The sequence below is a fragment of the Mycoplana sp. 10N416 genome (assembly GCF_056394765.1).
In genome coordinates this window covers 142,444-164,795 of the sequence record NZ_JBFTIM010000001.1, presented here as the reverse complement: position 1 = coordinate 164,795, position 22,352 = coordinate 142,444, and the positions used below count along the sequence as shown (strand labels likewise).

The following is a 22,352-nucleotide window of genomic DNA, read 5'->3' as shown; positions in this document are numbered from 1 at the left end:
GCTTCTGTGAACTGGACGATGCCGGCGCGCAAGTCACGCCGGCGGCGGAGGTTGTCAGCGCATCTCGATCCGCGCCTTGCTGCGCAGTTCATCGATATATTTCTGGCTGTTGCCGTCGTCCTTCTGGCCGCCCTTGCCGAGATCCTCGGCGCGGAACACCATCTCCGCAGCCATGTCGTCGTTGACCTCGCGCTTCTTGCAAATGCCGAGATACTCCACGCCGCGGTCGGTCACGCGCACGCCGGTGGTGTTGCCTTCCGCCTTTTCGATCAGCGGCTTCCAGTCGTCGGGAAGCTGCGGTGCAAGCAGGCGGCCGAGGTTGCGGATCGACACGTCGTGCATGGTTGCGGCGAAGATCTTGGCGTCATCGCAGCCCGGATATTTCGAGCGCGAGGCCTCGGCCTCGGCTTTGCGCTTGCCGAGGATGGCATTGCGGCGCGCCGCCGGTACGACAAAGATGACCTGCTGCAGGAAGTACTCCGTCGTGGACGGCTTCTGGCCGCCGTTTTCCTGCATGCGATCGACAAGGCTCTTGCCGTTCTTCGTGCCGCCGAACCGGGCGTTCACCGCGCGCGGCCAACTCATCTGAATGGCAATGTACTGCTTGAAATGGGCTGTGCCCACGCCGGCGCGATCGAGGATCTGGTCCATCTGGTCGGTCGAAAGCTTGTTGCTCGCGGCAAAGCGGGCATAGGAAGCGTCCACATCCTGAGTGCTGACGGACATCCGGAGTCGGGAAATCTCGGAGCGCTTCAGCGCTTCGTCGATCAGTTGCTCGCGCGCGATCTGGGTGGAACTCTTCGCCCGCTGCAGCTTCAGGAATGCTGCGCGCCGGGCCACGTCGCCGGACGTGATGGGCGTACCGTTGACGACGGCTGTCACGCCGGTCGCCGCAACCGACACCGTCGGCAGGGTGGCAGTCCCGGCGGCTGCAAGAAGGGCCGTGCCAAGAACCATGGCCCGCACCAGCGACATCGTGTACTTCATGCCCATCCCTTTCGTCGTTCCGGCGAACGGGTTGCATCCAGTGCCGATCCCGTGTCCGCCGGTCAGGAGCGTCCGCATTCCGGCAGCACCCCGCGCATTCCATTTAGCTGCGAACCCTCGCAGGACATTCGGTACCTGCTGCAATTCGCCCTCGCCTGGCCAATTGCATAATGCATACGGCCAAACGATGACAAGTATGTCCCGCGCGCGTGCTTAGTAGTCGTCGAAGCCGTCGAGGGTCGTGTCGCCGATGTTGATGTCGCCAAGCGTGCGGAAGCTCAACCGCGCTCCGATCGACCAGTCATTGGCGATCGTCTGGCTCGAATCGCGGGTATTCTCGTAGACGAGCGAGAAGATCGTGTCGCGATCGTCGTAGGTGATGCCGATACCGCTGCGGGCGAGATTGTTGGAGTTCATGTCGTAGGTCGCAGAGCCAAATACGGTCCAATAGTCGCGGAACTTCAGCGCCGCGATGGTCTGGAGTTCGTCCTGGTCGCTGTCAGAGCCGTAGAGCGGCTGGGCGGCGATCCGGGTATAGGTCATCGCCGCCTGCAGGCGGTGGTTCTCGAAGCCGATCCTCGTGTCGGCGCGTTGCAGCGACAGGTCGTTGCGGTCCAGCCGTGTGCTGTAGGCCAACGCCCAGCCGGTTGGCGTGTCGATGCCGACCATGCTGACGTAGTCTGAGCTGTCGTACTGAAGCCCGGAATTGGCGCCCGCATTGACGAGGTCGTGGGATGCGAACGAGTTCTTGCCGGCCAGCTGGTAGGACTGACCGAACAGGCTTCGCAATGTATAGCCGGTATCGAACGTGCCGGTGTAGCGCAGGCCCAAATTGGCGCGCGTGCCGCCTTCGATCCGGTCGAAGCCGGAAAACTTGTCGCGCTCGAACAGGTTCGTCGCGTCGAAGACGAAGCTCTGCGCATCCTCGTTCGGCAGACCGCCGGCCAGCTGCTCATCCGGCCGGGCATAGACCTGGGCGACCGGCTCCAGCACGTGCGAACTGTTGTCGGTCGTCATCAGGATCGGATAGCGCGCTTCCAGCCCTGCTGTGAGCATGTAGCGGGTCGCGCTGTCGTCCGTGTCGAAGTTGCCGTCATAATTCGAGCCGGGATCGGTCATGTTCAGACGCAGGGCATCACCGCGCGCGGCGAGCAGCGGCGTGAAGACGAGGCCGCCGGGAACGACGAACTGCCGTTTCCATTCGAGCTCGCTTGTCAGGCGAGTCGTACCGCCTTCGAGGCCCGGGAAACGGAAGGACGAACCGATCTCGGTTTCGTCCAGACGGTTTCGCTCGACGTTTGTCAGGTTGACGGTGGCGCTGAGCTGGCCGCCGGCAACCGGCTGGGGCGCGATGTATTCGTAGTCGAGGGTCTGCGGAATGGCCTGCTGGCGCTCCGCCACATCGTCTGGATCGGCGTCCTGGACGTCGAAGTAGAAGGCGCGCAGGTCGAAGTAGTTTCGCTGGCCGAGCCCGTTGAGATAGACCTGGTTCTTGACGATGCGGTCGTTGAAGTTCGACAGGTCGTAGGTGCGGGCGAAGTTGTTGTCGGTCTGGGCCATCAAATCCCAGCCGAAAGCCCAGCGTGGATTGATCTGGAACGCGCCCTGGGAGGCAATTATGCCGCGTCCGTTGACTTCGCGGTCGCTGGTGCCCTCGGTGAAGACCCCCGGGCTCGTCTGGTCGATGCCGGCCGCACGCAGGGTGACCAGGCCGTTGTGGAACGCCTTGCGGAACTCGCCATCGAGCAGGAAGCCCTGCTTCGTGTAGACGTTCGGTGTGACCGTCGCGTCCATGTCCGGCGCGATCGCGAAGTAGTAGGGAACGCCGACGCCAAGCCCGAGCTTCTGCGCGTAGCGAATCCGCGGGAAGAGAACGCCGGTCTTGCGCTTGACCGTGTGGTCCGGAACCTCGAGCACCGGGAAGTAGGCGATCGGCTTGCCGAACATCTCGAAACGGGCGTGTTCGAGCCGGACGGTGTGGGTCCTGCCGTTCTGGACGACGCGCTCGGCCTTGATCTGCCACAGCGAGCGATGCGTCGGGTCGGTCGCGCAAGGCGTGCAGGCCGTGTAGACACCGCGGTTCAGGATCAGCTCTTCGCCATTGACCCGCTCGCCGCTGATCGCGGCGATCTTGGTCAGGTCGGTGGTCTCGATTCGCAGCGCATTGGCAAAGCCGTTGGCGAAATCGTCGGAAAGCGTTAGTTCCTGCGCATAGACGCGGTTGCCGGTCGGTTCGATGAACTGGATGTCGCCGGACGCATGCAACTGGCCGGTCTTCTGGTCGTAGACGACCTGCTGGGCAACGAGCTGGTAGCCGCCATAGTTGATCTGCACCGCGCCGCGCGCGGTCACCTTCTCGGTGTCCCTGTTGTAGACCAGTTCGTTGGCGGCCAGGATGAGCTTGGCCTCGGGCGGAATGCTGGGCGCCAGGGCCTCGACATTACGGGTCTGCGCCATCGCCGGCACGGACGCCAGGGGCGCAAGCGCGCACGCTGCGACACCCGCAAAGAGCACGGTCGCGATCACACTCAATTGTCCGCGGTTGCCTGCCGCCACTAGCCGTCCTCCTGGTGCAGCAGAATCGTCGCGCCAAGAGACATTGCTACAACAACTGGTAGCCATGCCGCAACGAACGGAGGAACAATTCCACTGCTTCCGAATGCTTTCACAAGCACGGTGACGACATAAAGCATGAACCCCGAAAGGATGCCACCCAGAATCACCGCACGTGATTGATTAAACCTGCTAAATTTTAACGAGACGCTAGCCGCGATCAGGGTCATGGCAACCAGGAGCAGTGGCAGCGACAGCATCGAATGAAACTGCGTTTCGAGCGGCTCGGTGGCGAATCCGAACGATTTGGCGGCCTCTATCTTCCTTGGGAGGCTGAAAAACGAAATGGAATCAGGTTTCTCGAGGCTCTCCTGGACGAATTCCTGTCTCAGATTGGTGCGCAGTTGTGCCGTAGGCGAACGCTTGGGCAACTCGCCGTTGCGCGTCTCCAGCACGTTGTTAAGCAGCCAGTAACCATCTTTAAGAATTGCCGAATCGGCATCCTGCCGAAAACTGATGCGGCCGTCCTTGTCGAAGTGGATGATGCTGACGTTCAGGAGGCGGGTGCCGTTGCCCTCGACCGCCTTTGCGCCGATGATCGCATCGTCGTCGCCGTAGCGCTGCCGGATCCAGGGAATGCCCGATCCGGTGGACTTGCGGCTGGAACCCCATTCCGCTTCCAGCACCTGCGCCTGGCGCGTTCCCCAAGCCGCAACCGGGTTCAACACGGTAACCGCGAGGATGCCGAAGAGGAAGGCGCCGATGGCGAAGGGGCGCAGGAACTGCCAGACCGACACGCCCGCCGCCCGCGTGACGACGAGCTCGTAGCGCCGGTTGAGGGAGATCAGCGCCGCCATGCCGGAAAAGAGGGCGACGAAGGGGATGGTTTGCATCAGGATCATCGGGATGCGCAGCGTCGTCATCACCAGGCCGCTGGCGACGGTGTACTTCGGCAAGGCGCCCATGCGGTTGGACGTCTCGCTGAAGTCGATGATGAACACCAGCGCGAAGATGCCGATCAGGAACCAGATCGTCGTTATGACGTAACGCCGGAAGAAGTAGAGGCCGAGGGTGGGGATCATGGCTGCGGTCCGTTGCCCGAGGAGGCGGCGTTGGATCGGCCGGGCAGGCGCGACAGGACGCTGTCGCGCAGGTCCAGCAGTCGCGATCGCCAGGTGGCGGGAAGGGAAAGGCTCTTGTGGCGCATCAGCAGATGCAGGGCGAGGCCCGCGATGGCGGCGGGTATAATATACAGAAGCGGGATGAAGTAGGTCGAATGCGCGGCTGCGTTGCCGACGTAGAAGATGAGCCAGCGAATGGCGAGTGCCGCGAGCAACGCCGTGACCATGGGGTGGACCCGTGCCTCGCGGTGGGAACGGGCATCGACGCTGACCACGAGGGCAACGAGGCCGAAGAGGATCGGCAGCAGCCATTCGGTGAAGCGACGATGCAGTTCGGCCTTGAAGGATCCGGGGTTTCTCTTGACCTGCGAATCGTTGGGATCGGGATTGAGCAGGAAGGGCAGGTCGCGGTCCTTGGCGCGCAGCGTCGCTTCGCCCGCCCGCTCCGTCAGGTCCGCCAGATCGAACGCATAGGAATCGAACTTGATCACCGAGACGTCGCCGTTCGGCAGCTTGCGGTGGACTTCGCCGTCCTTCATCACCAGCGCCGACGTCTTCTCGTCGACGGCGCCCTCGCGGGCGTAGTAGACATATTCTACCTTCGGATCGCGGGTGTCTGCGACGAACAGTCCCTCGAGCACGCCGCCACCCCTGCGGCGGGACACCTGCACGTACAGATCGTCCGTCACCTTGCGGAAAGCGTTTTCCTGGATCACGGCGGACAGCATGTCCGCGTGCGCGGTGGCGATCATCTGGCGAACCGCCATACGGGAATAGGGCTCGATGAAGTTGTCGACGGTGAAGGATACGACGCTGAGTGCGATCCCGAGATACATCACCGGCTTGATGATCATCATCCGTGAACTGCCGGCGGCATTCAGCACGGTCAGCTCCGAATCGGCGTTCATCACCGTCAATGTCTGGGCGACGCCGATGATATAGGCGAACGGCAGGATGATCGGGATGACGGACGGCAGGATCAGCGTGGCGAGCTTCAGGAAGGCCATCATCGATTGGCCGCTGTCGGTGACGAGATTGATGCTGGACAAGGCCTGGGTGGTCCAGACGATGCCGAGCAGCGGCAGCAGCGTCGCCAGAAACATCACCGTTGTCCGGCGCAGGACGTAGCGTTCAATCAGCTTCATGTCTGTTCCCGAACCGAAGTCCCATTTGCGTAACGTATTGTCCTGCCGCCGCCACCATGGCAAGGGGATTAGTGTGCATATAGGCCGCCAAGCAGCGAGCGCGAGCGCAATCGGCACCCCGTGCCTCGGAAAAATTGCGGCGAACAACAGGCTTGCCACCTTCTAAACACGCCATGGCATCTTGCCAAGCGTCGCAAAAGCGACAAGGAATTGGCGAACGCCACCTTGCAATCGCAGGCCGATCGCCTGGCCTGCGTATACCCTGGAGTAGATCATGTCCCAGAAATTCGATGTCAATTTCGTCAAGGCGCAGAAGCCCGCCGGCGGGATCGCCGTCGTCCTGCAGGCGCCGGAAGCCATCGGCGCTCCCGGCGAAGTGGATCCAGCGGGCGTCGTTGCCAAGGCGGCTGAGATCGGACGCTTCAGGGCGAAGGCGCTCAAAACGCTGGACATTGTCGCGCCGCATGGCTCGCCCTTCGATCGCATTCTGCTCCTCGGGCTCGGCGATCTCGCCAAGATGGCTGCACATGACTGGCTGAAAGCCGGCGGCGCCGCGGTCGCAAAACTTCGCGATTCCGAATCGGTCACCGTCTACCTCGATGCCGCCGGCGTGGAAGTCGGCGGCCAGGCGGCGGCGGATTTCGCGCTGGGCCTGTTGCTCGGCGCATACCGCTTCGAGACCTACAAGACGAAGAAGGACGAGGACGAGCCGCGCACCAACAACAAGAAGCCGACCAAGGTCACGATCGTGACCGCCGCGGCCGCCGCCGCCAAGAAGGCCTATGCGGAAAGCGAGGCGGTCGCCGGCGGCGTCCTTCTCGCCCGCGACCTTGTCAACGAACCGGCCAACGTCCTGGGCCCGGTCGAATTCGCCGAAAAGGCCAAGGCGCTGGAAAAGCTCGGGGTCGAGGTCGAGATCCTGACCGAGCGCGAGATGAAGCGGCTCGGCATGGCCGCGCTGCTCGGTGTGGCACAGGGCTCCGAGCGCCCGCCGCGGCTTGCCATCATGCAGTGGAACGGCGGCAAGCCGAAGGATCGCCCGGTCGCCTTCGTCGGCAAGGGCGTGGTGTTCGACACCGGCGGTATCTCGATCAAGCCGGCCGCCGGCATGGAGGAGATGAAGGGCGACATGGGCGGCGCGGCCGCTGTCATCGGCCTCATGCACGTGCTTGCCTCCCGCAAGGCGAAGGTCAACGCCGTCGGTATCCTCGGCCTGGTGGAAAACATGCCGGACGGCAACGCCCAGCGTCCGGGCGACATCGTCACTTCCATGTCCGGACAGACGATCGAGGTGATCAATACCGATGCCGAAGGTCGCCTCGTGCTGTGCGACGCGCTCTGGTATTGCAACGACCGCTTCAAGCCGCAGTTCATCATTGACCTTGCCACGCTGACGGGGGCGGTCATGGTGGCGCTCGGCAGCCATCACGCCGGTCTCTTCTCCAACGACGACACCCTTGCCGCCCGGCTGACGGCGGCGGGCCTTGCGTCGAACGAGCGTGTCTGGCGCATGCCGCTGGGCAAGGAATACGACAAGATGATCGACAGCAAGTTCGCCGACATGAAGAACACCGGCGGACGCTATGCCGGCTCCATCACCGCCGCCCAGTTCCTGCAGCGCTTCGTCAAGGACGCGCCCTGGGCGCATATCGACATCGCCGGCACCGCCATGGGCTCGCCGACGGACGAGATCAACCAGTCCTGGGGGTCGGGCTTCGGCGTGCGCCTCCTGGATGAACTGGTCCGGACGAACTACGAGAGCTGATCGCGTTGAGCGAGATCCTGTTCTACCACCTGACCGAATCGAAGCTGGAGGACGCCCTCCCGCCGCTGCTCGACAAGAGCCTGGAGCGCGGCTGGCGGGTCGTCGTCCAGACGGGCACGGTGGAGCGGCGCGACGCGCTCGACGTGCATCTGTGGACCTATCGCGACGAGAGTTTCCTGCCGCACGGAACTGACGAGCAGCCGAACGTAAGCGACCAGCCGGTGCTTCTCACCAGCGGATCGGACAATCAGAACTCCGCGACCGTCCGCTTCCTCGTCGACGGCGCCGAGCCGCCGCCGCTCGACGCCTACGACCGGGTGATCTTCATGTTCGATGGACACGATCAGGCCGAATTGGAGGCTGCCCGCGGCCACTGGAAGCGCCTGAAGGGCGAGGGGCACCAGCTCACCTACTGGCAGCAGAACAATGACGGTCGCTGGGTGAAGAAGGCCTGAGGCAGCGCTGTATCCGCTGGGATTGAACCGGCGTGCGCCCGGGACTGTCGACCCGTTATCGCCGTACCGCGACGATCGAACTGATGCGGTATCTCGACAACTGCACCCGGTCGGACTGATTGCCGCCGAACAGGTAGACATAAGTGCGCTTGTTGTCGAAGTGATGGAACAGGCTGACATGGAAACGCTTGCCGGCCCGAATAACCACGACATCTCCCGGCCGCGCAAAGCGATAAGCGACAGGTCTGCCGAAGCTTTTCCAGGACACGGCCATGTTCGGGTTCGTCGGCGGTTGGCGAAAAGACCGTTTCGCGACGTAGGCAAGAAATGCTCCGCACCAGGCAATCTTTCGGGCGTTGACTCCGAGAAAGGTTATGGAGCGTTCGTGCATGTTGTTGAATTTTGTGGCCGTGCTGAGCATGTCAGCCTGGGTGGGCACGGCAAGAAGCGTGGCAATGATGGCTAGAATAACCCTCATCTGTTTCTCACCAATGTTTGGATCTCTGTAATGATCCCCCACCGGGCGACAGGAAACTACGTGCCAATCAGGGCGTAAATCGGGACAAATTGTGCCGGATATTTGTGCGAATCATGCAAGAAACTGGCGCGGACAAGAATGCATCCCCGATGCCGATCCCGATCGGCCGGCTGTTCGTGGCTTTGCTGTCGCTGCTGGTGATGCCGGAGCTGACGCCGCCCGTCGCTTGAGCGGCGCGATCGAGGACTGCGCGCGATGGTCGCCGCTGAACGACAGCGGATGGAGCCGGATGTAAACGGTTCGGTTGCCCGGTTGGTGGGACACATGTGGGAGCCGGCGCCGTATGCGGAGCTGCGTAGCAGTCCGCTGCGTGGGCCGTCAGTCGTAGAAGGCGTCCACGAATTTGCGCCGCCCGAGCATGAAGGCGTCGGCGACGTGGCGCAGCGGGGCGATATCGACGTCCGACCGGCCGGCCCTGATGATCTCGGCAAAGCGCCTGTAGAGCATCGGATACTCCTGCTCAGGCTCCTCGTGTTTCAGCACGCCGTTGACCGACAATCTTGCTCCGCCCTCCGAAAGCACCATCCGGCCGGCATCGGTCTCGGCGATGATGTCCCAGCTCTGCTTGCCGGTCTGGCGCCAGTCGAACTCGGCCAATAGGTCGAGGCCTTGGGCGTCGGTGAAGGTGATGTCGGCGGCGATCGGCGCGTCACGGTTTTCCGGAAATTCCAGCGTCGCCTTCGTGATGAAGACCGGCCGCGGCAGGATGTGGGTGACGATCGATAGCGCATTGATGCCCGGATCGAACACGCCGAGCCCGCCGGCCTGCCAGATCCATTCCTGGTTCGGATGCCAGTGGCGCACGTCCTCCTTCCAGATCACCCTCACGGAGCCGATCTTGGTCGAAGCGAGAAAGCCTTTCGCGGATTCGACAGCCGGCGCATAGCGCGAATGCCAGCTGGCGAACAGCGACAGGCCCCGGGAGGCCGCCAGCGCTTGCAAGTCCTCGACCTCGCTCAAGGTCGCCCCCGGCGGCTTTTCCAGGAAGACATGCTTGCCGGCGGAAAGCGCCGTGTGGGCGGCCTGATAGCGATACTGCGGAGGCATGCACAACGACACCGCTTCGATCTCCGGCACGGCGGCAAGCATCTCCCCGATGGACTTGAAGTTGGTAATTCCGTCCACGGTTCCGTGTCGGCTGGCGGCGGCGACCAGCTTGAAATCAGGGTTCTTTTCGATCGAGGGCAGGTGCTGGTCGCGGGCGATCTTGCCGACGCCGACGAGGGCGAGATGGATCGGGGACATGGGGTTTTGCTCGATTTGTATGATGATTGACGAGCTGTTGTAGCAGAATGCGGCCCGCCGGCAAGGCGGTTCGGCTGTATCGGCTGCCTCACGCGTCGGGACACAGCAGCGCCGCCGATCTCTCCGCCTTTCGTCTAATGTCAGCGAGCCGGCCGGGAAAACCGAGGAGCCAGCGCTTGAAACCGTGCCTGAAATGCGCACTCTGGCTGCGCATGGCAGGATACCAATAATTTCACCAATGCGGGGGGAACGATGCGAGGATTGCTTGGGCTAAGCCGATTAATCGACTTGATTACCGAAAAGATCGGAAAGGCGGTGTCCTGGCTGATCCTTCTCGCCGTACTCGTCAGCGCCGGCAACGCCATTGTCCGGAAGGTCTTCAACGTCTCGTCCAACGCCTGGCTTGAGGCGCAATGGTATCTCTTCGGTGGCGCCTTCATGCTCGCGGCCGCCTATACGCTGGCGCAGAACGAGCACATCCGCATCGACGTGGTCTACAGCAAGTTCTCCCGGAGGACGCAGCACTGGATCGACCTGTTCGGGCACTGCGTCTTCCTGATGCCGTTCGTGCTCTTGATGATCTACTATTTCATTCCCTACGCCGCGAGGTCCTACCAGTCGGGCGAAGTGTCCTCGAGCGCCGGCGGCCTGATCCTTTGGCCCGCCAAGGGCATCCTGCTTGCCGGCTTCCTGCTGCTCGGCGCGCAAGGGATCTCGGAGATCATCAAGAAGATCGCCATCATCCGCGGCGACATGGATGATCCGACCCCCTATGTGCCGAGCCACCAGGCCCTCGATGAGGAAGGCTCAGAGGAGGCGCGTGCATGATCGAGTTCATCGCGGAAAACCTTGCGCCGATCATGTTCATGTCGCTGATCGTGTTCCTGCTTCTGGGATACCCGGTCGCGTTCTCGCTCGCCGCAAACGGCCTGCTGTTCTTCATCGTCGGCGTCGAGCTGGCGCCGCTGTCGGATACGATCAACCTCTCCTGGCCGCTGCTCAACGCGCTGCCGGACCGCTTCTGGGGGGTGATGTCGAACGAGACCTTGCTTGCCATTCCGTTCTTCACGTTCATGGGAATCGTGCTGGAAAAATCCGGCATGGCGGAGGACCTGCTCGACACGATCGGCCAGCTCTTCGGCCCGATTCGCGGCGGTCTGGCCTATGCGGTGATCTTCGTCGGGGCGCTGCTTGCAGCCACCACCGGCGTCGTCGCCGCCTCGGTCATTGCCATGGGCCTGATCTCGCTGCCGATCATGCTGCGCTACGGCTATGATCGCAGCCTTGCCTCCGGCGTCATCGCCGCCTCGGGAACGCTGGCGCAGATCATCCCGCCGTCACTCGTCCTGATCGTCCTCGCCGACCAGCTCGGTCGCTCCGTCGGCGACATGTATGCCGGCGCGCTCATCCCGGGTCTCGTGCTGACGGGCCTCTACGCCGCCTACATCATGCTCATGTCGATCGTCCGGCCGAACTCGATGCCGGCGCTGCCGCTCGAGGCCCGCACGCTCGGTTCCGGCGTCACCTCGCTTGCGGTCGCGCTCGTCGTCGCCGCGGGCATCGCCTATGGTGCGCACGTCTATCTCTATCCGACCCACGGCGAGAACGCCGACATTCTCGGCGGCACGGTCGGCGTCATCTTCATCTACATCGTCGCCCTGCTCGACAGGAACCTGAAGGTCAACGCGATGTCGCGGCTTGCCCAGCAGGTCGTCATCGTGCTGATCCCGCCGCTGGCGCTGATCTTCCTCGTGCTCGGCACGATCTTCCTCGGCGTCGCCACGCCGACGGAAGGTGGCGCCATGGGCGCTGTGGGCGCGCTGTTCCTGGCGGCGGCCAAGGGCCGGCTGAAGCTGGACGTCATCCGCTCGGCGCTGACCTCGACGACCAGGCTCTCCGCCTTCGTGCTGTTCATTCTGATCGGCGCGCGCGTGTTCTCGCTGACCTTCTACGGCGTCAACGGCCACCTCTGGGTCGAGCATCTGCTCGTCTCGATGCCCGGCGGGGAAACGGGCTTCCTGATCGCGGTGAACATCCTGGTTTTCTTCCTGGCGTTCTTCCTCGATTTCTTCGAGCTCGCCTTCATCGTCGTACCGCTCTTGGCGCCGGCGGCGGAGAAGCTTGGCATCGATCTGATCTGGTTCGGCGTCCTCCTCGGCGTCAACATGCAGACGAGCTTCATGCATCCGCCCTTCGGCTTTGCGCTGTTCTTCCTGCGCTCGGTGGCCGCCAAGGTACCCTATATCGACAAGATCACGGGCAAGAAGATCGCTCCCGTCACGACGGGGCAGATCTACTGGGGGGCGGTGCCCTTCGTCGGCATCCAGATCGTGATGGTGGCGCTGACCATCCTGTTCCCGCAGATGGTCATGCACTACAAGGGCGACGCCGCGACTGTCGATCCCTCGACGATCAAGATCGAAGTGCCCGGCTTCGGCGGGCAGGGGGGCGGCCTGGGGTTGCCCGACAACGGCGGAGGTCTCGGTTTGCCCGGCGGCCTGCAACTCCCAGGTGGCAGTCCGCTCGACCAGCCACCGGCGGGTGGCGGCGGGACAGGCCAGCCGCAACAGCCACCGGCGAATGACCTGAGCCAGCCGCCGTCGTTCAACCAGAACGGCGCCGGCCAGACGCCGAAGCCGCCGGCGAACGACCTCAGCCAGCCACCATCGTTCAATTGATGCCAGCATCGGGCGGCCTGCGAAGGCCGCCCGATCGCTTTTCTGCTGCCGCGCCGACTTCCTGGCGATCGGCAGTCAAGTACAACGACAGCGGCTTTCCTTGTCAAAGCGTCGTCAATAGTCATGAGTGTTCAGGTTTCTGTCAGTAGAGTCGCATCTGTCTAACTGCCGCATGAATGCGTCCCGGCCGGACGTTCCGCAGATCGAGCGAGATCGTATGATGAAGGTTACTGCGCAGACGAGGCTATTTTGGCTCCCGGCAACGGTGGCGATCCTGTATTTGGCGGCGGTCGCCTTCCGGCCGCTGCTGCCGGTCGACGAGACACGATATGTAAGCGTCGCGTGGGAGATGTATCTGCGAAGTGGCTGGTTCAAGCCGCTGACGCTGAACTTCGAGCCCTACCATCACAAGCCACCCCTGTTGTTCTGGCTGATCAACCTGTCCTGGGCCACCCTGGGCATCAGCCGCTGGGCGGCAACCATACCGGTCGTCCTGTCGGCGCTTGCGAGCGTCTATCTCACCGGCGTGCTTGGCCGTCTGCTTTTTCCGCAGGCGCTCGCAGACAGCAATCGCACCAAGCTGGTCATGGTCGCTGGCGTGCCGTTTCTCACCTACGGCACCATTGTCATGTTCGACATCACACTGACCGTTTTCGTATTGCTGTCATTGATCGGTGTGGTGCTTCACGCCCGGCAAAGAAGCTGGCGCACCATTTTGCTGATCGGGGTCTCGCTCGGCCTCGGCGGGCTTGCAAAGGGGCCGTTTGCGCCGTTCTGCATCTTCTTTCCCATCCTGCTTGCGCCTTACTGGGCCAAGAACCTCGGCAACATCGTTAGCTGGTATGCGGGGAACGCGCTTGCGGGCCTGATCTCCCTTGCCATCGTGCTTGTCTGGCTGATCCCCGTCTTGAGTCAGAGTGACGCCGATTTTGCCTATTGGCTGTTGTGGAAGCAGACGGCCGGCCGCGTGACCGGCAGCGTCGAGGACCATCTCGCGCCGTTCTATTTCTATCTGCTGCTCCTGCCGGCGATTTTCGTCCCGTGGATTTTCGTGCCCGGTTTCTGGAGGGGGGCGGCCAAGCTTCGCCACCATCTTCTGGAGACCGAGGGAACGCGCTTCCTGGTGTGTTGGCTGGCGCCGACGTTCCTCGGTTTCTGCCTGTTCAGCAACAAGCAACCGCACTACCTCATGCCGCTCATTCCGGGCGCCGTGCTGATCACGACGCTTTGCCTTGGGGCGGTCTCGACGCAGCAGTTGGCCCGGATGGTCGCGGTCATGGTCGGCCTGTTCGTGACCGGGCAGGCCATTGCCTCTGTGACGTTCCTGCATCGCTACGACCTGGTGCCGACAGCAGCCTTCGTTCAGGCGAACCAGGACAGGGACTGGGCGTTCGTGAACAACTACCACGGCGAGTTCGGTTTTCTCGCGAGGCTCGAAAAGCCCGTCGACGATGTGCTTCCACAAGATCTTGATGCGTGGTTTTCGAAGCACCCGGATGGGTTTGCCGCCATCATCTACCGGGACCCCCAAAAGGTCGCTGACTACCGGCAGATCCTGGACGGTCCCTACCGCGGCCGGAGGATGGGCGTGTACAGCAGAAACGATGCGCCCTAGAAAGGCGCGGCTCGTCTGACTTCAATTGCTCGCTTGCTCGATCGCGGGCCCTCCACTGGGCGGGGACACTTCGGCCCCCGGCGACCGCCATGTACATCCGACCTGGGTTGTCCTTACAAAAAACCCCGGAGCGATGTCCGGGGTTCTGATCGTTCGATGAGCGATCCGCTCAGAGCTTTTCGCTCCGCTGCTGGATCATCATGAAGGTGTCGTAATTGTATTCGGCGATCTGCGCATTGAGGTAGTACTCGCCGCGGAAGGCCTTGATCGACTCCCAGATCTTCTTGAAGGTCGGGTTTTCGGCCTCCATTTCGGCATAGACTTCGTCGGATTTGTCGAAGCAGGCCGAAAGGATTTCCTGGCTGAACGGCGCAAGCTTCGCGCCGGCGGCGACGAGGCGCTTGATCGCCGGCGGATTCAGCCAGTCGTACTTCTGCAGCATGTTCGCGTCGGTCGCCTGGCAGGCGGTGCGCAGCAGCGACTGATAGTTCGCCGGCAGGCCGTCGAAGGCCGGCTTGTTGAACATGGCGTGCACGGTCGGGCCGCCTTCCCAGAAGCCGGGATAGTAGTAGTAGGGCGCGACCTTGTAGAAGCCGAGCTTCTCGTCGTCATAGGGCGTGGTCCATTCGGCCGCGTCGATCGTGCCCTTCTCCAGCGCCGGGTAGATGTCGCCGCCGGCGATCTGCTGCGGCACGACGCCGAGGCGCTCGACGATCTTGCCGGCGAAGCCGCCGATGCGCATCTTCAGGCCCTGCAGGTCGGCGACGGTCTTGATTTCCTTGCGGAACCAGCCGCCCATCTGCACGCCGGTGTTGCCGGCCGGCAGGCCGACCAGGCCCTGGGTGGCGAGGAACTCGTTATAGAGTTCGATGCCGCCGCCGTGGTACTGCCAGGCGTTCATGCCGCGCGCGTTCAGCGCGAAGGGGACCGCAGAGCCGAGGGCCCAGACCGGGTCCTTGCCCCAGTAGTAGTAGCCAACCGTGTGGCAGGCCTCGACCGTGCCGGCAGCGGCAGCGTCCGCCGCCTGCAGGCCGGGCACGATCTCGCCGGCCGCAAACACCTGGATCTGGAAGTTGCCGTCGGTCGCTTCAGAGAGATACTTCGCCAGCGTTTCGCCGCCGCCGTAGATCGTGTCGAGGGACTTCGGGAACGACGAGGCCATCCGCCAGTTGATCTTCGGGTTGCTTTGGGCGAGCGCCGGTGCGGCCAGCACGGCCGAAGCCGCAGCCCCCGCGCCGGCAACCCCGGCCTTCTTCATGAACGAGCGACGATCCATTCCTATCCTCCCACAGGATGCGGACCGGCGGGTCCGCTGTTTTGATCACGACGAACCTAAACATGTTAGGAATGGCGTCAAGCGCAGGGCTGAAGCGGCAGGCGACGAAGCGATGCGACTTTCGTCTTAGGCATGCGTCTGTGCCGCAGCCTGTTTTCGCACGGATTGTGGCGGGCTCGGAGTCGGGTCGGCACGGCCTGCCATGTTTGCTGCTCACCTGCAGCCATCGCCGCAGTCTGCCCATGTTGCAGTTGCAGCCGTTTAACGCAGCTTGTTCGCGCTGCGCACGGCCGGCATGACGTCTGGTCGTGAGGGGCGCGCATCGATGGAGCATGCGCCTCGATCCGTTTCACGTGACGTGCGTCAGCCCGCCATCGCCTCTTCGTAGTCCGAGGACAGCAGCAACCATTCTTCTTCGGCAGCGGCCAGCCTGTCGGCCGCATCGGAGCGATCCTTCGCCTTCATCGCCGCCTTGGCGGGGTTCTTCTCGTAGAGCGCCGGATCCGCAAGTTCGGTATCAAGCGCCTGAATCAGCTTTTCAAGCTTCGCCGTTAACGACTCGACTTCGTTGATCTTTTTCTTAAGCGGCGCCAGCGAGGCGCGCCGGTCGGCGTTCGCCTTGCGCTGGTCCGCCTTGGAAAGACCTTCGTCGGTCAAAACCGGACGCGCCTTTTCTTCCTTCGGCTTCGACCCGCCGACGATCTGTGTGCGGTATTCCTCGAGATCGCCGTCGAAGTTCGTCACCGTCCCGTCCTTCACCAGCCACAACCGGTCGACGGTCGCCTCGATCAGGTGCCGGTCGTGGGAGATCAGGATGACGGCGCCGGGATAGTCGTTCAGCGCCTCGATCAGCGCGCGCCGGCTGTCGATGTCGAGGTGGTTGGTCGGCTCGTCGAGGATCAAAAGGTTCGGCGCGTCGAAGGCCGCAAGTCCCATCAGGAGCCGCGCCTTCTCGCCGCCGGAAAGGTCTTTGGCGGGCGTGTCCATCTTCTCGGTCGCAAGCCCCATCTGGGCCACGCGCGAGCGCACCTTCGCCTCAAGCGTGTCCGGCATCAGCCGGCGCACGTGTTCGACCGCGCTCTGCGTCGGAACAAGGTCGTCCAACTGGTGCTGGGCGAAGAAGCCGATCTTCAGGCCCGGTGCGGTTTTCACTTCGCCGCTTTCGGCTGCCAGCTTGCCCGAGATGAACTTGGCGAAGGTCGATTTGCCGTTGCCGTTCGATCCCAGCAGCGCGATGCGGTCGTCGGTGTCGATGCGCAGGTTCATCCGCTTCAGGATCGGCTCGCCCGGTTGATAGCCGACCGCCCCGCCGCTGATGGCGATGATCGGCGAGGCAGGTTGTTTCTCCGGTTCGGGGAACGTGAAGCCCTGGACGTGCTCCTCGATTACGGCGGCGACGGTGCCCATGCGCTCCAGCGCCTTGACGCGGCTCTGCGCCTGGCGCGCCTTCGTCGCCTTGGCCTTGAAGCGGTCGATGAAGCTCTGCAGGTGTTTGCGCGCGGCCTCGTTCTTGGCCTTGGCCTTCATCTGAAGTTCGTCGGCCTCCGCCTTCTGCCGTTCGAACTGGTCGTAGCCGCCGCGGTAGAAGTTCAGCTTCTTCTGGTCGAGGTGGACGATCGCATTCACCGCGGTGTTCAAGAGGTCGCGGTCGTGGCTGATGATGAGGACGGTGTGCGGGTAGCGCCGCACATAGTCCTCGAGCCACAGCGTGCCTTCGAGGTCGAGATAGTTGGTCGGCTCGTCGAGAAGCAGCAGGTCGGGTTCTGCAAACAGCACCGCCGCGAGCGCCACCCGCATCCGCCAGCCGCCGGAAAAGCTCTTCGCCGGCCGCTTCTGCGCCTCGTGGTCGAAGCCGAGCCCGGCGAGGATGCTGGCTGCCCGCGCCTCGGCCGCGTGCGCGCCGATATCGGCAAGCCGCGTCTGGATCTCGGCGATCCGGTGCGGGTCGGTCGCCGTCTCCGCCTCCCTCAGAAGCGCTGCGCGTTCCTTGTCGGCCGCAAGCACGATCTCGATCAACGGCTCGTCGGTGCCCGGCGCCTCCTGGGCGACCTGGCCGATCCGCGCATTCTTCGGCAGCGAAACGGTTCCCGCCTCCGCGGCGTGGTCGCCGGTGATGACGCGAAAAAGCGTGGACTTGCCGGCGCCGTTGCGGCCGACGAGTCCGGCCTTCGTGCCGGTTGGCAGCGAAACGGAGGCATTGTCGAGAAGCAGGCGCCCGGCGATGCGGGCGGAAAGGCCGGAAATCGTGATCATGACCGGCGTCTATAATGCATGTCCCGCGAAAGTGGGAACCGGTTTCGGGACAAAGACATGCAGAAGAGCAAAATTTTGAAATGCATGTGTCCCGAATGTCGGAACCGGTTTCGCCGCTTCGGTGCCGCAGTGCCGGATCGCCCCTGTGCAAGAGGCGGCGTCGCGTCAGGCGGCGCCGCGCCGGTAGTTGCGTCCCGCCCGTTCGGAGAGATCCAGCGAATAGACGCAGGTGCCGCTCTCGTTGGCGGCATCCAGCGCCAGCATCGCCTGGCGGTAAAGCTCGTTGGAGGAGGGGGCATCCTCCGTGAAGGCCGCGCCAATCGTGAGCGACAACGTTCCGGGAAGGTACTCCCGACCGGATATCCAGAACACCTCCGCCTCGATCCGGTTGCGGATCCGCTCGGCGATGGAGAAGACGCTGTCGCGATCGACCTTTTCGAACAGGAAGGCGAAGCCGTCGCCGCCGACGCGCGCCACGAAATCCAGCTTCTTGATCGACTTGCGGAACAGGGTCGCGATCTGCTTGACCGCTTCCTCGCTGGCGCCGGCCGCATGGCTGTCGGAAAGGGTCTTCAGCCGGTCAACGCGCATGAGCAGAAGGGCACTGCCCGTGCCGTCCTCGGCGTCATAGGCGGCCACCAGCCGGTTCATCAGCGCGGTGCGGTTGGCAAGGCCGGTGACCGGGTCGTGCAGCAGCGCCGTCTCGCTTGCCGCCGCGCCGGAGGCGACGTTTTCCAGGCGTGCCACCAGCGCGTCGAGGCGCTGGCAATGGGCGCTCTCGCTGCCGATCAGTGCCTCCACGGCTGTCACGAGCAGATCCGCCTGGCCGGCAAAGTCGGACATGGCCATCACCGGATCGGCCTTGAGCTTGCCGAGCAGGTGATTGACCTGGGTCAGGGCATTGGTTCGTTTCTGCCGCTCGGTCTCGGCCTCTGCCGTCAGCGCCTCGATCGTGCGCATGAGGTCGGTGGCGCTATGGCCGAGGACGAGCGAATTGTGGTCCGGTAGCCCGTGGCGCACGCCGATGGCGTCGAGCGCCTCCTGCGGCGGCGCCTTGCCGAGGCCGGTGATCTCGCGTCCGAGCGCCGAATTGTTACCGGTGATGGCCTCATGCAGCAAAGCGTAGTTGCGCGGGATCGCGGGGATCTCGAGCCGCGTCATCAGATGCGAGATCTTTGCCATTACCGCCGCCGACCGGGCAAGCGTCTCCGATGCATTCACCTTAGCGTTCATACGTCACCAGCTATTGGGCAGATCGCCTGGAACACCGGCCGTGATCCGGCCGTCGTTCACAACCTCTAGCTGACGAGCATTAAGAACCGTTGAATCCCGGTCGCTCCGAAGTGCCGTGGCGGCACAGGTGGATCGGTGCCGGCGGTCGTTGCCGGCCTCGGCATCAGGCGAACCGTCGAGCGAGTGGGACGGCGCGGATCACCTGTCGGATCACGCCGTCGCCGGCCCGATCCCTCGGCTGCGCCGTGTCGTACTGGGAATCGCGAACGGCCGCCGCATAACCTTCGCCGTGCGCCTGCTTCATGGCCGCCTCGAACATCTTCTCTATGACCGGGTAACAATCGTCGGGCAGGTAGGCATTGGGAGTGTCGGTCCCATAGACCAGTGCCATCTTCGACAGGGTGCTGCCCAGAAGAGCACTCCATTCCTCGGTTGTTCTTGCCATGTCTTTTCCCTCGTTTCGCCGGGCTATCAGTTGCAGGCGCCCTGCGGCTTGCCCGACGGCCGGACTATTGCATCCGCCGGAGCATGACCCTGTCACCGCGGTAACAGGGTCAAAACACTCCCGGTTCATCGAGGGAAACGGCATCAGCGATGCATCCACTCGGCCCCTTCGGCGCGGAGGAAGTAGAGCAGGTCGAGCACAAGGCTGGGCCGGCCGAGCGAGGTCACAATCGCGTGGCATTGCCCGCGATGATGGGTCTGGTGGTTGAAGAAGTGAGCCAGCGCCGGACCGAGCGGCTGGCTGATCTGCACTGGATTGGCCACCGTGACATAGCTGATCGTTTCGGCGAGCTGTTTCTCGTCGAGCGAGTTGGTCCAGTCGATGATCCGCTGATCCTCGGCGATGCGGGCCTGCCGCAGGGCATCAATGTCCTCGAAGAGAATGGCGTCGAGACGGGGTGGGACGTCACCGGAACCGGTGAAGCGACGCATCCAGATCCGGTCGGCGGCGAGAAGGTGGTTCAGCGTGCCGAGCAGGGAGCCGAAGAAGGCGCCCTTGTTCTCGCGCAGGGCGGAAGGCGACAGGGCCGCGGCCTCCGCATAGAGGATCCGGTTTGCCCAGGCGTTGTAGGCGGCGAACATCTTGTAGTGATTGAGCATGGCTGGTTCCGGAGGGTGTGTTGGCGATGGCGCACAGCCTATCATCCCGTCGCGTCATTGGCGGTGCTGCGACACATGAATTTTTCTGATTTGATCGCGAACTCTGAATTGGTCCAAATCGCGCGACTCAAGCGGGAGCAGCAATGACACGCAAACTCTATGCCCTCAGCGGCGCCGACAGGACGCGCCAGTTTTCCCCGCACGTCTGGAAAACCGTGATGTCGCTCGCCCACAAGGGCCTCGACTACCAGACGGTCCCGGTTGCGTTCACCGAGATCCCGACCATTGAGGGCGGTGGTACAGCCACCTTGCCGCTGCTTCGCGACGGCGAGCGGCTGGTGCGCGACAGCTTCGATATCGCGCTCTATCTCGACGACGCCTATCCCGACCGGCCGTCGCTGTTTGCCGGCGATGGCGGCAAGGCCATGGCCCGCTTTATAGAGAACTGGACGCAGTCGACGCTGCACATGGCCGTCACCCGCATCGCCATCCTCGACATCCACAATCTGCTCGGCCCTGCCGATCGGGAGTATTTTCGTCGCAGTCGCGAGGATCGCCTCGGTGCTTCCCTGGAGGACATCGCCGCCGCCGGTAAGGTGGAGATCGAAAGCTTCGCCAAGAAGCTCCAGCCTTTACGCAACATGCTGAAAAAGCAGCCCTTCATCGGCGGCGAAGGCCCGCTTTTTTCGGACTACATCGTCTTCGGTGCATTGCAATGGCTGCGCACGACCGCCAGTACAAAGGTGCTCGAAAGCGAGGATCCGGTCGCCGACTGGTTCAACCGGTGTCTCGACCTGCACGGCGGCGTCGGTCATCGCGTGACAGCTGCGTGAAAACTTCGAGGCCTAGCAGGGCGTTTGCCTCGCCCCCTTGTTTTCCCGGGCATTGGCGGGTAATGAACCGCCACTTTTCACCAAACACCAAGGGATACCTGAAAATGGCGATTGAACGCACCTTTTCGATGATCAAGCCGGACGCCACCAAGCGCAACCTGACCGGCGCCATCACCAAGATGCTCGAAGATGCAGGCCTGCGCGTCGTCGCGTCGAAGCGCGTCTGGATGAGCCGCCGCGAAGCCGAAGGCTTTTACGCGGTTCACAAGGAACGTCCGTTCTTCGGCGAACTCGTCGAGTTCATGTCCTCCGGCCCGACGATCGTCCAGGTCCTCGAAGGTGAAAACGCAATCGCCAAGAACCGCGAAGTCATGGGCGCCACCAACCCGGCCAACGCCGACGAAGGCACCATCCGCAAGGTTCACGCGCTGTCGATCGGCGAAAACTCCGTTCACGGCTCCGACGCCCCGGAAACCGCTGCCGAAGAAATCGCCTACTGGTTCTCCGGCACCGAGATCGTCGGCTGATCCGGTTTCGCATGGTTTGATCGCAAGGCCTTGAACGGGCTTGGCGACGCCGCAAGAGACTTGAAATGACAAATCGCCCGAAGCTTGCGCTTCGGGCGATTTTCTTTTGGCTGTGGCGCGTTCGCGATTGGTGCTCTCCCGTCACAACATGTCCATCCGTGATGCCGGACCTGATCCGGCATCCAGCACGCGCAGGTCCTTGCGCGAAACAGTGGCTTTCGTGCCGCAGAGGCGGCGCTGCTGGCTCCCGGCTCGAGGCCGGGATGACGGAAGGGGTGGGGCCTATGCCAGATCTTCTTGATAGGCTCGCTGTGCACCCAGAAGGCTCTGGTCCAGCGTAGTGCCCGACGGGTAGAGTGCGAGTTCCGGCGGCTGCTCCACGCCCCCTACAAGCCGCGAACAGGGTTCCACATCGCCGAGCACGGTCCGAACCGGTATGACGCCAGCCCAGATCGGCAGGTCGAAATCCGCCTCGTCATCGCCCACGCCCTTCGCGCGGACCTTGGCCGAGGCCTGTTCGATCTCCATGCCGATGATGGTCGTCGCCTTCGCCTCTTGTGCCGTAATGGGCCGCAGTCGGGCGGAGCGGCCGGGATAGAAGCGGTCGATGACGGCGCGCATGGCAACTGCCTTTTCTTCCGCGTCGTCGATGATGCGGGCAGTCCCGAAGCACATGGCCGCGCGGTAGTTGGCGGAGTGGTTGAAGCCGGACCGGGCGAGAACCAGGCCGTCGAGGTGCGACACGGTCAGGCAAACCGGCGTCCCCGTCTTCAGATGACGGAGCATGCGGCTTGCCGACGAGCCATGCCAATAAAGCCGGTCGCCTTCGCGCCAGAACAGCGTCGGCGTGCAATAGGGCTGGCCGTCGATCACATAGGAAACATGACAGAGGAGCGCGGCGTCGAGGATCGCATGGACCGCCGCGCGATCGTAGCTTCCCCGCTCGTGCAGGCGCTTCACCCGGTTGCGGTCCGTGACCGGGTAGCTGGTTGATGGGTCTGGTTGCTGTGCGTCGGACATGAGG

General features: G+C 63.3%; 19 protein-coding genes. 7 read left to right on the top strand and 12 right to left on the bottom strand.

Annotation, left to right across the window (positions count from 1 at the left end; translation table 11 throughout):
* Window positions 1-54: 54 nt before the first annotated feature.
* The 4 genes from AC1DDS_RS00755 to lptF form a co-directional block, all read right to left on the bottom strand.
* Complete coding sequence (locus tag AC1DDS_RS00755; RefSeq protein ID WP_477477734.1) at window positions 55-969, bottom strand: SurA N-terminal domain-containing protein; 915 nt, start codon at window positions 967-969, stop codon at window positions 55-57.
* 231 nt (window positions 970-1,200) lie between these two features.
* Window positions 1,201-3,543: an LPS-assembly protein LptD gene (locus tag AC1DDS_RS00750; RefSeq protein ID WP_477477157.1), complete on the bottom strand. Its 2,343-nt coding sequence runs from the start codon at window positions 3,541-3,543 to the stop codon at window positions 1,201-1,203.
* Window positions 3,543-4,622 carry an LPS export ABC transporter permease LptG gene (gene lptG, locus AC1DDS_RS00745; RefSeq protein ID WP_477477156.1) on the bottom strand — a complete coding sequence of 360 codons (1,080 nt, stop codon included), beginning with the start codon at window positions 4,620-4,622 and terminating at the stop codon, window positions 3,543-3,545. The genes AC1DDS_RS00750 and lptG overlap by 1 nt, the downstream gene beginning before the upstream one ends.
* Window positions 4,619-5,806 (bottom strand): LPS export ABC transporter permease LptF, encoded by a 1,188-nt coding sequence (lptF, locus tag AC1DDS_RS00740; protein WP_477477155.1) that lies wholly within the window; start codon window positions 5,804-5,806, stop codon window positions 4,619-4,621. The genes lptG and lptF overlap by 4 nt, the downstream gene beginning before the upstream one ends.
* Before the next feature lie 274 nt (window positions 5,807-6,080).
* Here lptF and AC1DDS_RS00735 point away from each other — a divergent pair, with 274 nt between their 5' ends.
* Together AC1DDS_RS00735 and AC1DDS_RS00730 are read left to right on the top strand one after the other, a co-directional pair.
* On the top strand, window positions 6,081-7,571 hold the full coding sequence (locus AC1DDS_RS00735; protein WP_477477154.1) for a leucyl aminopeptidase: 1,491 nt from the start codon (window positions 6,081-6,083) through the stop codon (window positions 7,569-7,571).
* Window positions 7,572-7,576: 5 nt separating this feature from the next.
* Complete coding sequence (locus tag AC1DDS_RS00730; RefSeq protein WP_477477153.1) at window positions 7,577-8,026, top strand: DNA polymerase III subunit chi; 450 nt, start codon at window positions 7,577-7,579, stop codon at window positions 8,024-8,026.
* Between the two features lie 55 nt (window positions 8,027-8,081).
* Here the strand turns inward: AC1DDS_RS00730 and AC1DDS_RS00725 are convergent, their stop codons facing one another.
* Together AC1DDS_RS00725 and AC1DDS_RS00720 are read right to left on the bottom strand one after the other, a co-directional pair.
* Entirely contained in the window at window positions 8,082-8,504 is a 423-nt protein-coding gene (locus AC1DDS_RS00725) for a TIGR02594 family protein (RefSeq protein WP_477477152.1), read from the bottom strand.
* A gap of 378 nt (window positions 8,505-8,882) precedes the next feature.
* A complete protein-coding gene (locus AC1DDS_RS00720; RefSeq protein ID WP_477477151.1) occupies window positions 8,883-9,809 on the bottom strand; it encodes a Gfo/Idh/MocA family protein in 927 nt (308 codons plus the stop codon).
* 252 nt (window positions 9,810-10,061) lie between these two features.
* Here AC1DDS_RS00720 and AC1DDS_RS00715 point away from each other — a divergent pair, with 252 nt between their 5' ends.
* From AC1DDS_RS00715 to AC1DDS_RS00705, 3 genes are all read left to right on the top strand, one after another.
* Entirely contained in the window at window positions 10,062-10,637 is a 576-nt protein-coding gene (locus AC1DDS_RS00715; RefSeq protein WP_477477150.1) for a TRAP transporter small permease subunit, read from the top strand.
* The gene (locus AC1DDS_RS00710) at window positions 10,634-12,487 is read left to right on the top strand and encodes a TRAP transporter large permease (RefSeq protein WP_477477149.1); all 1,854 of its coding nucleotides are present in this window, start codon (window positions 10,634-10,636) and stop codon (window positions 12,485-12,487) included. Before AC1DDS_RS00715 ends, AC1DDS_RS00710 begins: the two co-directional genes overlap by 4 nt.
* A gap of 220 nt (window positions 12,488-12,707) precedes the next feature.
* On the top strand, window positions 12,708-14,102 hold the full coding sequence (locus AC1DDS_RS00705) for an ArnT family glycosyltransferase (protein WP_477477148.1): 1,395 nt from the start codon (window positions 12,708-12,710) through the stop codon (window positions 14,100-14,102).
* 169 nt (window positions 14,103-14,271) lie between these two features.
* On the opposite strand, the gene AC1DDS_RS00700 is transcribed toward AC1DDS_RS00705, so the two are convergent.
* The 5 genes from AC1DDS_RS00700 to AC1DDS_RS00680 form a co-directional block, all read right to left on the bottom strand.
* A complete protein-coding gene (locus AC1DDS_RS00700) occupies window positions 14,272-15,378 on the bottom strand; it encodes a TRAP transporter substrate-binding protein (protein WP_477477147.1) in 1,107 nt (368 codons plus the stop codon).
* 363 nt (window positions 15,379-15,741) lie between these two features.
* Window positions 15,742-17,631 carry an ABC-F family ATP-binding cassette domain-containing protein gene (locus tag AC1DDS_RS00695; RefSeq protein ID WP_477477146.1) on the bottom strand — a complete coding sequence of 630 codons (1,890 nt, stop codon included), beginning with the start codon at window positions 17,629-17,631 and terminating at the stop codon, window positions 15,742-15,744.
* 165 nt (window positions 17,632-17,796) lie between these two features.
* Complete coding sequence (locus AC1DDS_RS00690; protein ID WP_477477145.1) at window positions 17,797-18,813, bottom strand: GGDEF domain-containing protein; 1,017 nt, start codon at window positions 18,811-18,813, stop codon at window positions 17,797-17,799.
* Window positions 18,814-19,027: 214 nt separating this feature from the next.
* Window positions 19,028-19,309: a hypothetical protein gene (locus tag AC1DDS_RS00685; protein ID WP_477477144.1), complete on the bottom strand. Its 282-nt coding sequence runs from the start codon at window positions 19,307-19,309 to the stop codon at window positions 19,028-19,030.
* A gap of 143 nt (window positions 19,310-19,452) precedes the next feature.
* A complete protein-coding gene (locus AC1DDS_RS00680) occupies window positions 19,453-19,968 on the bottom strand; it encodes a DinB family protein (protein WP_477477143.1) in 516 nt (171 codons plus the stop codon).
* Window positions 19,969-20,111: 143 nt separating this feature from the next.
* Between AC1DDS_RS00680 and AC1DDS_RS00675 the strand changes: the two genes are divergently transcribed.
* Both AC1DDS_RS00675 and ndk read left to right on the top strand, forming a co-directional pair.
* Entirely contained in the window at window positions 20,112-20,801 is a 690-nt protein-coding gene (locus AC1DDS_RS00675; RefSeq protein WP_477477142.1) for a glutathione S-transferase family protein, read from the top strand.
* Between the two features lie 104 nt (window positions 20,802-20,905).
* Entirely contained in the window at window positions 20,906-21,328 is a 423-nt protein-coding gene (ndk, locus tag AC1DDS_RS00670; RefSeq protein WP_034803877.1) for a nucleoside-diphosphate kinase, read from the top strand.
* Window positions 21,329-21,610: 282 nt separating this feature from the next.
* On the opposite strand, the gene AC1DDS_RS00665 is transcribed toward ndk, so the two are convergent.
* On the bottom strand, window positions 21,611-22,348 hold the full coding sequence (locus AC1DDS_RS00665; protein WP_477477141.1) for a pyridoxamine 5'-phosphate oxidase family protein: 738 nt from the start codon (window positions 22,346-22,348) through the stop codon (window positions 21,611-21,613).
* Window positions 22,349-22,352 lie beyond the last annotated feature (4 nt).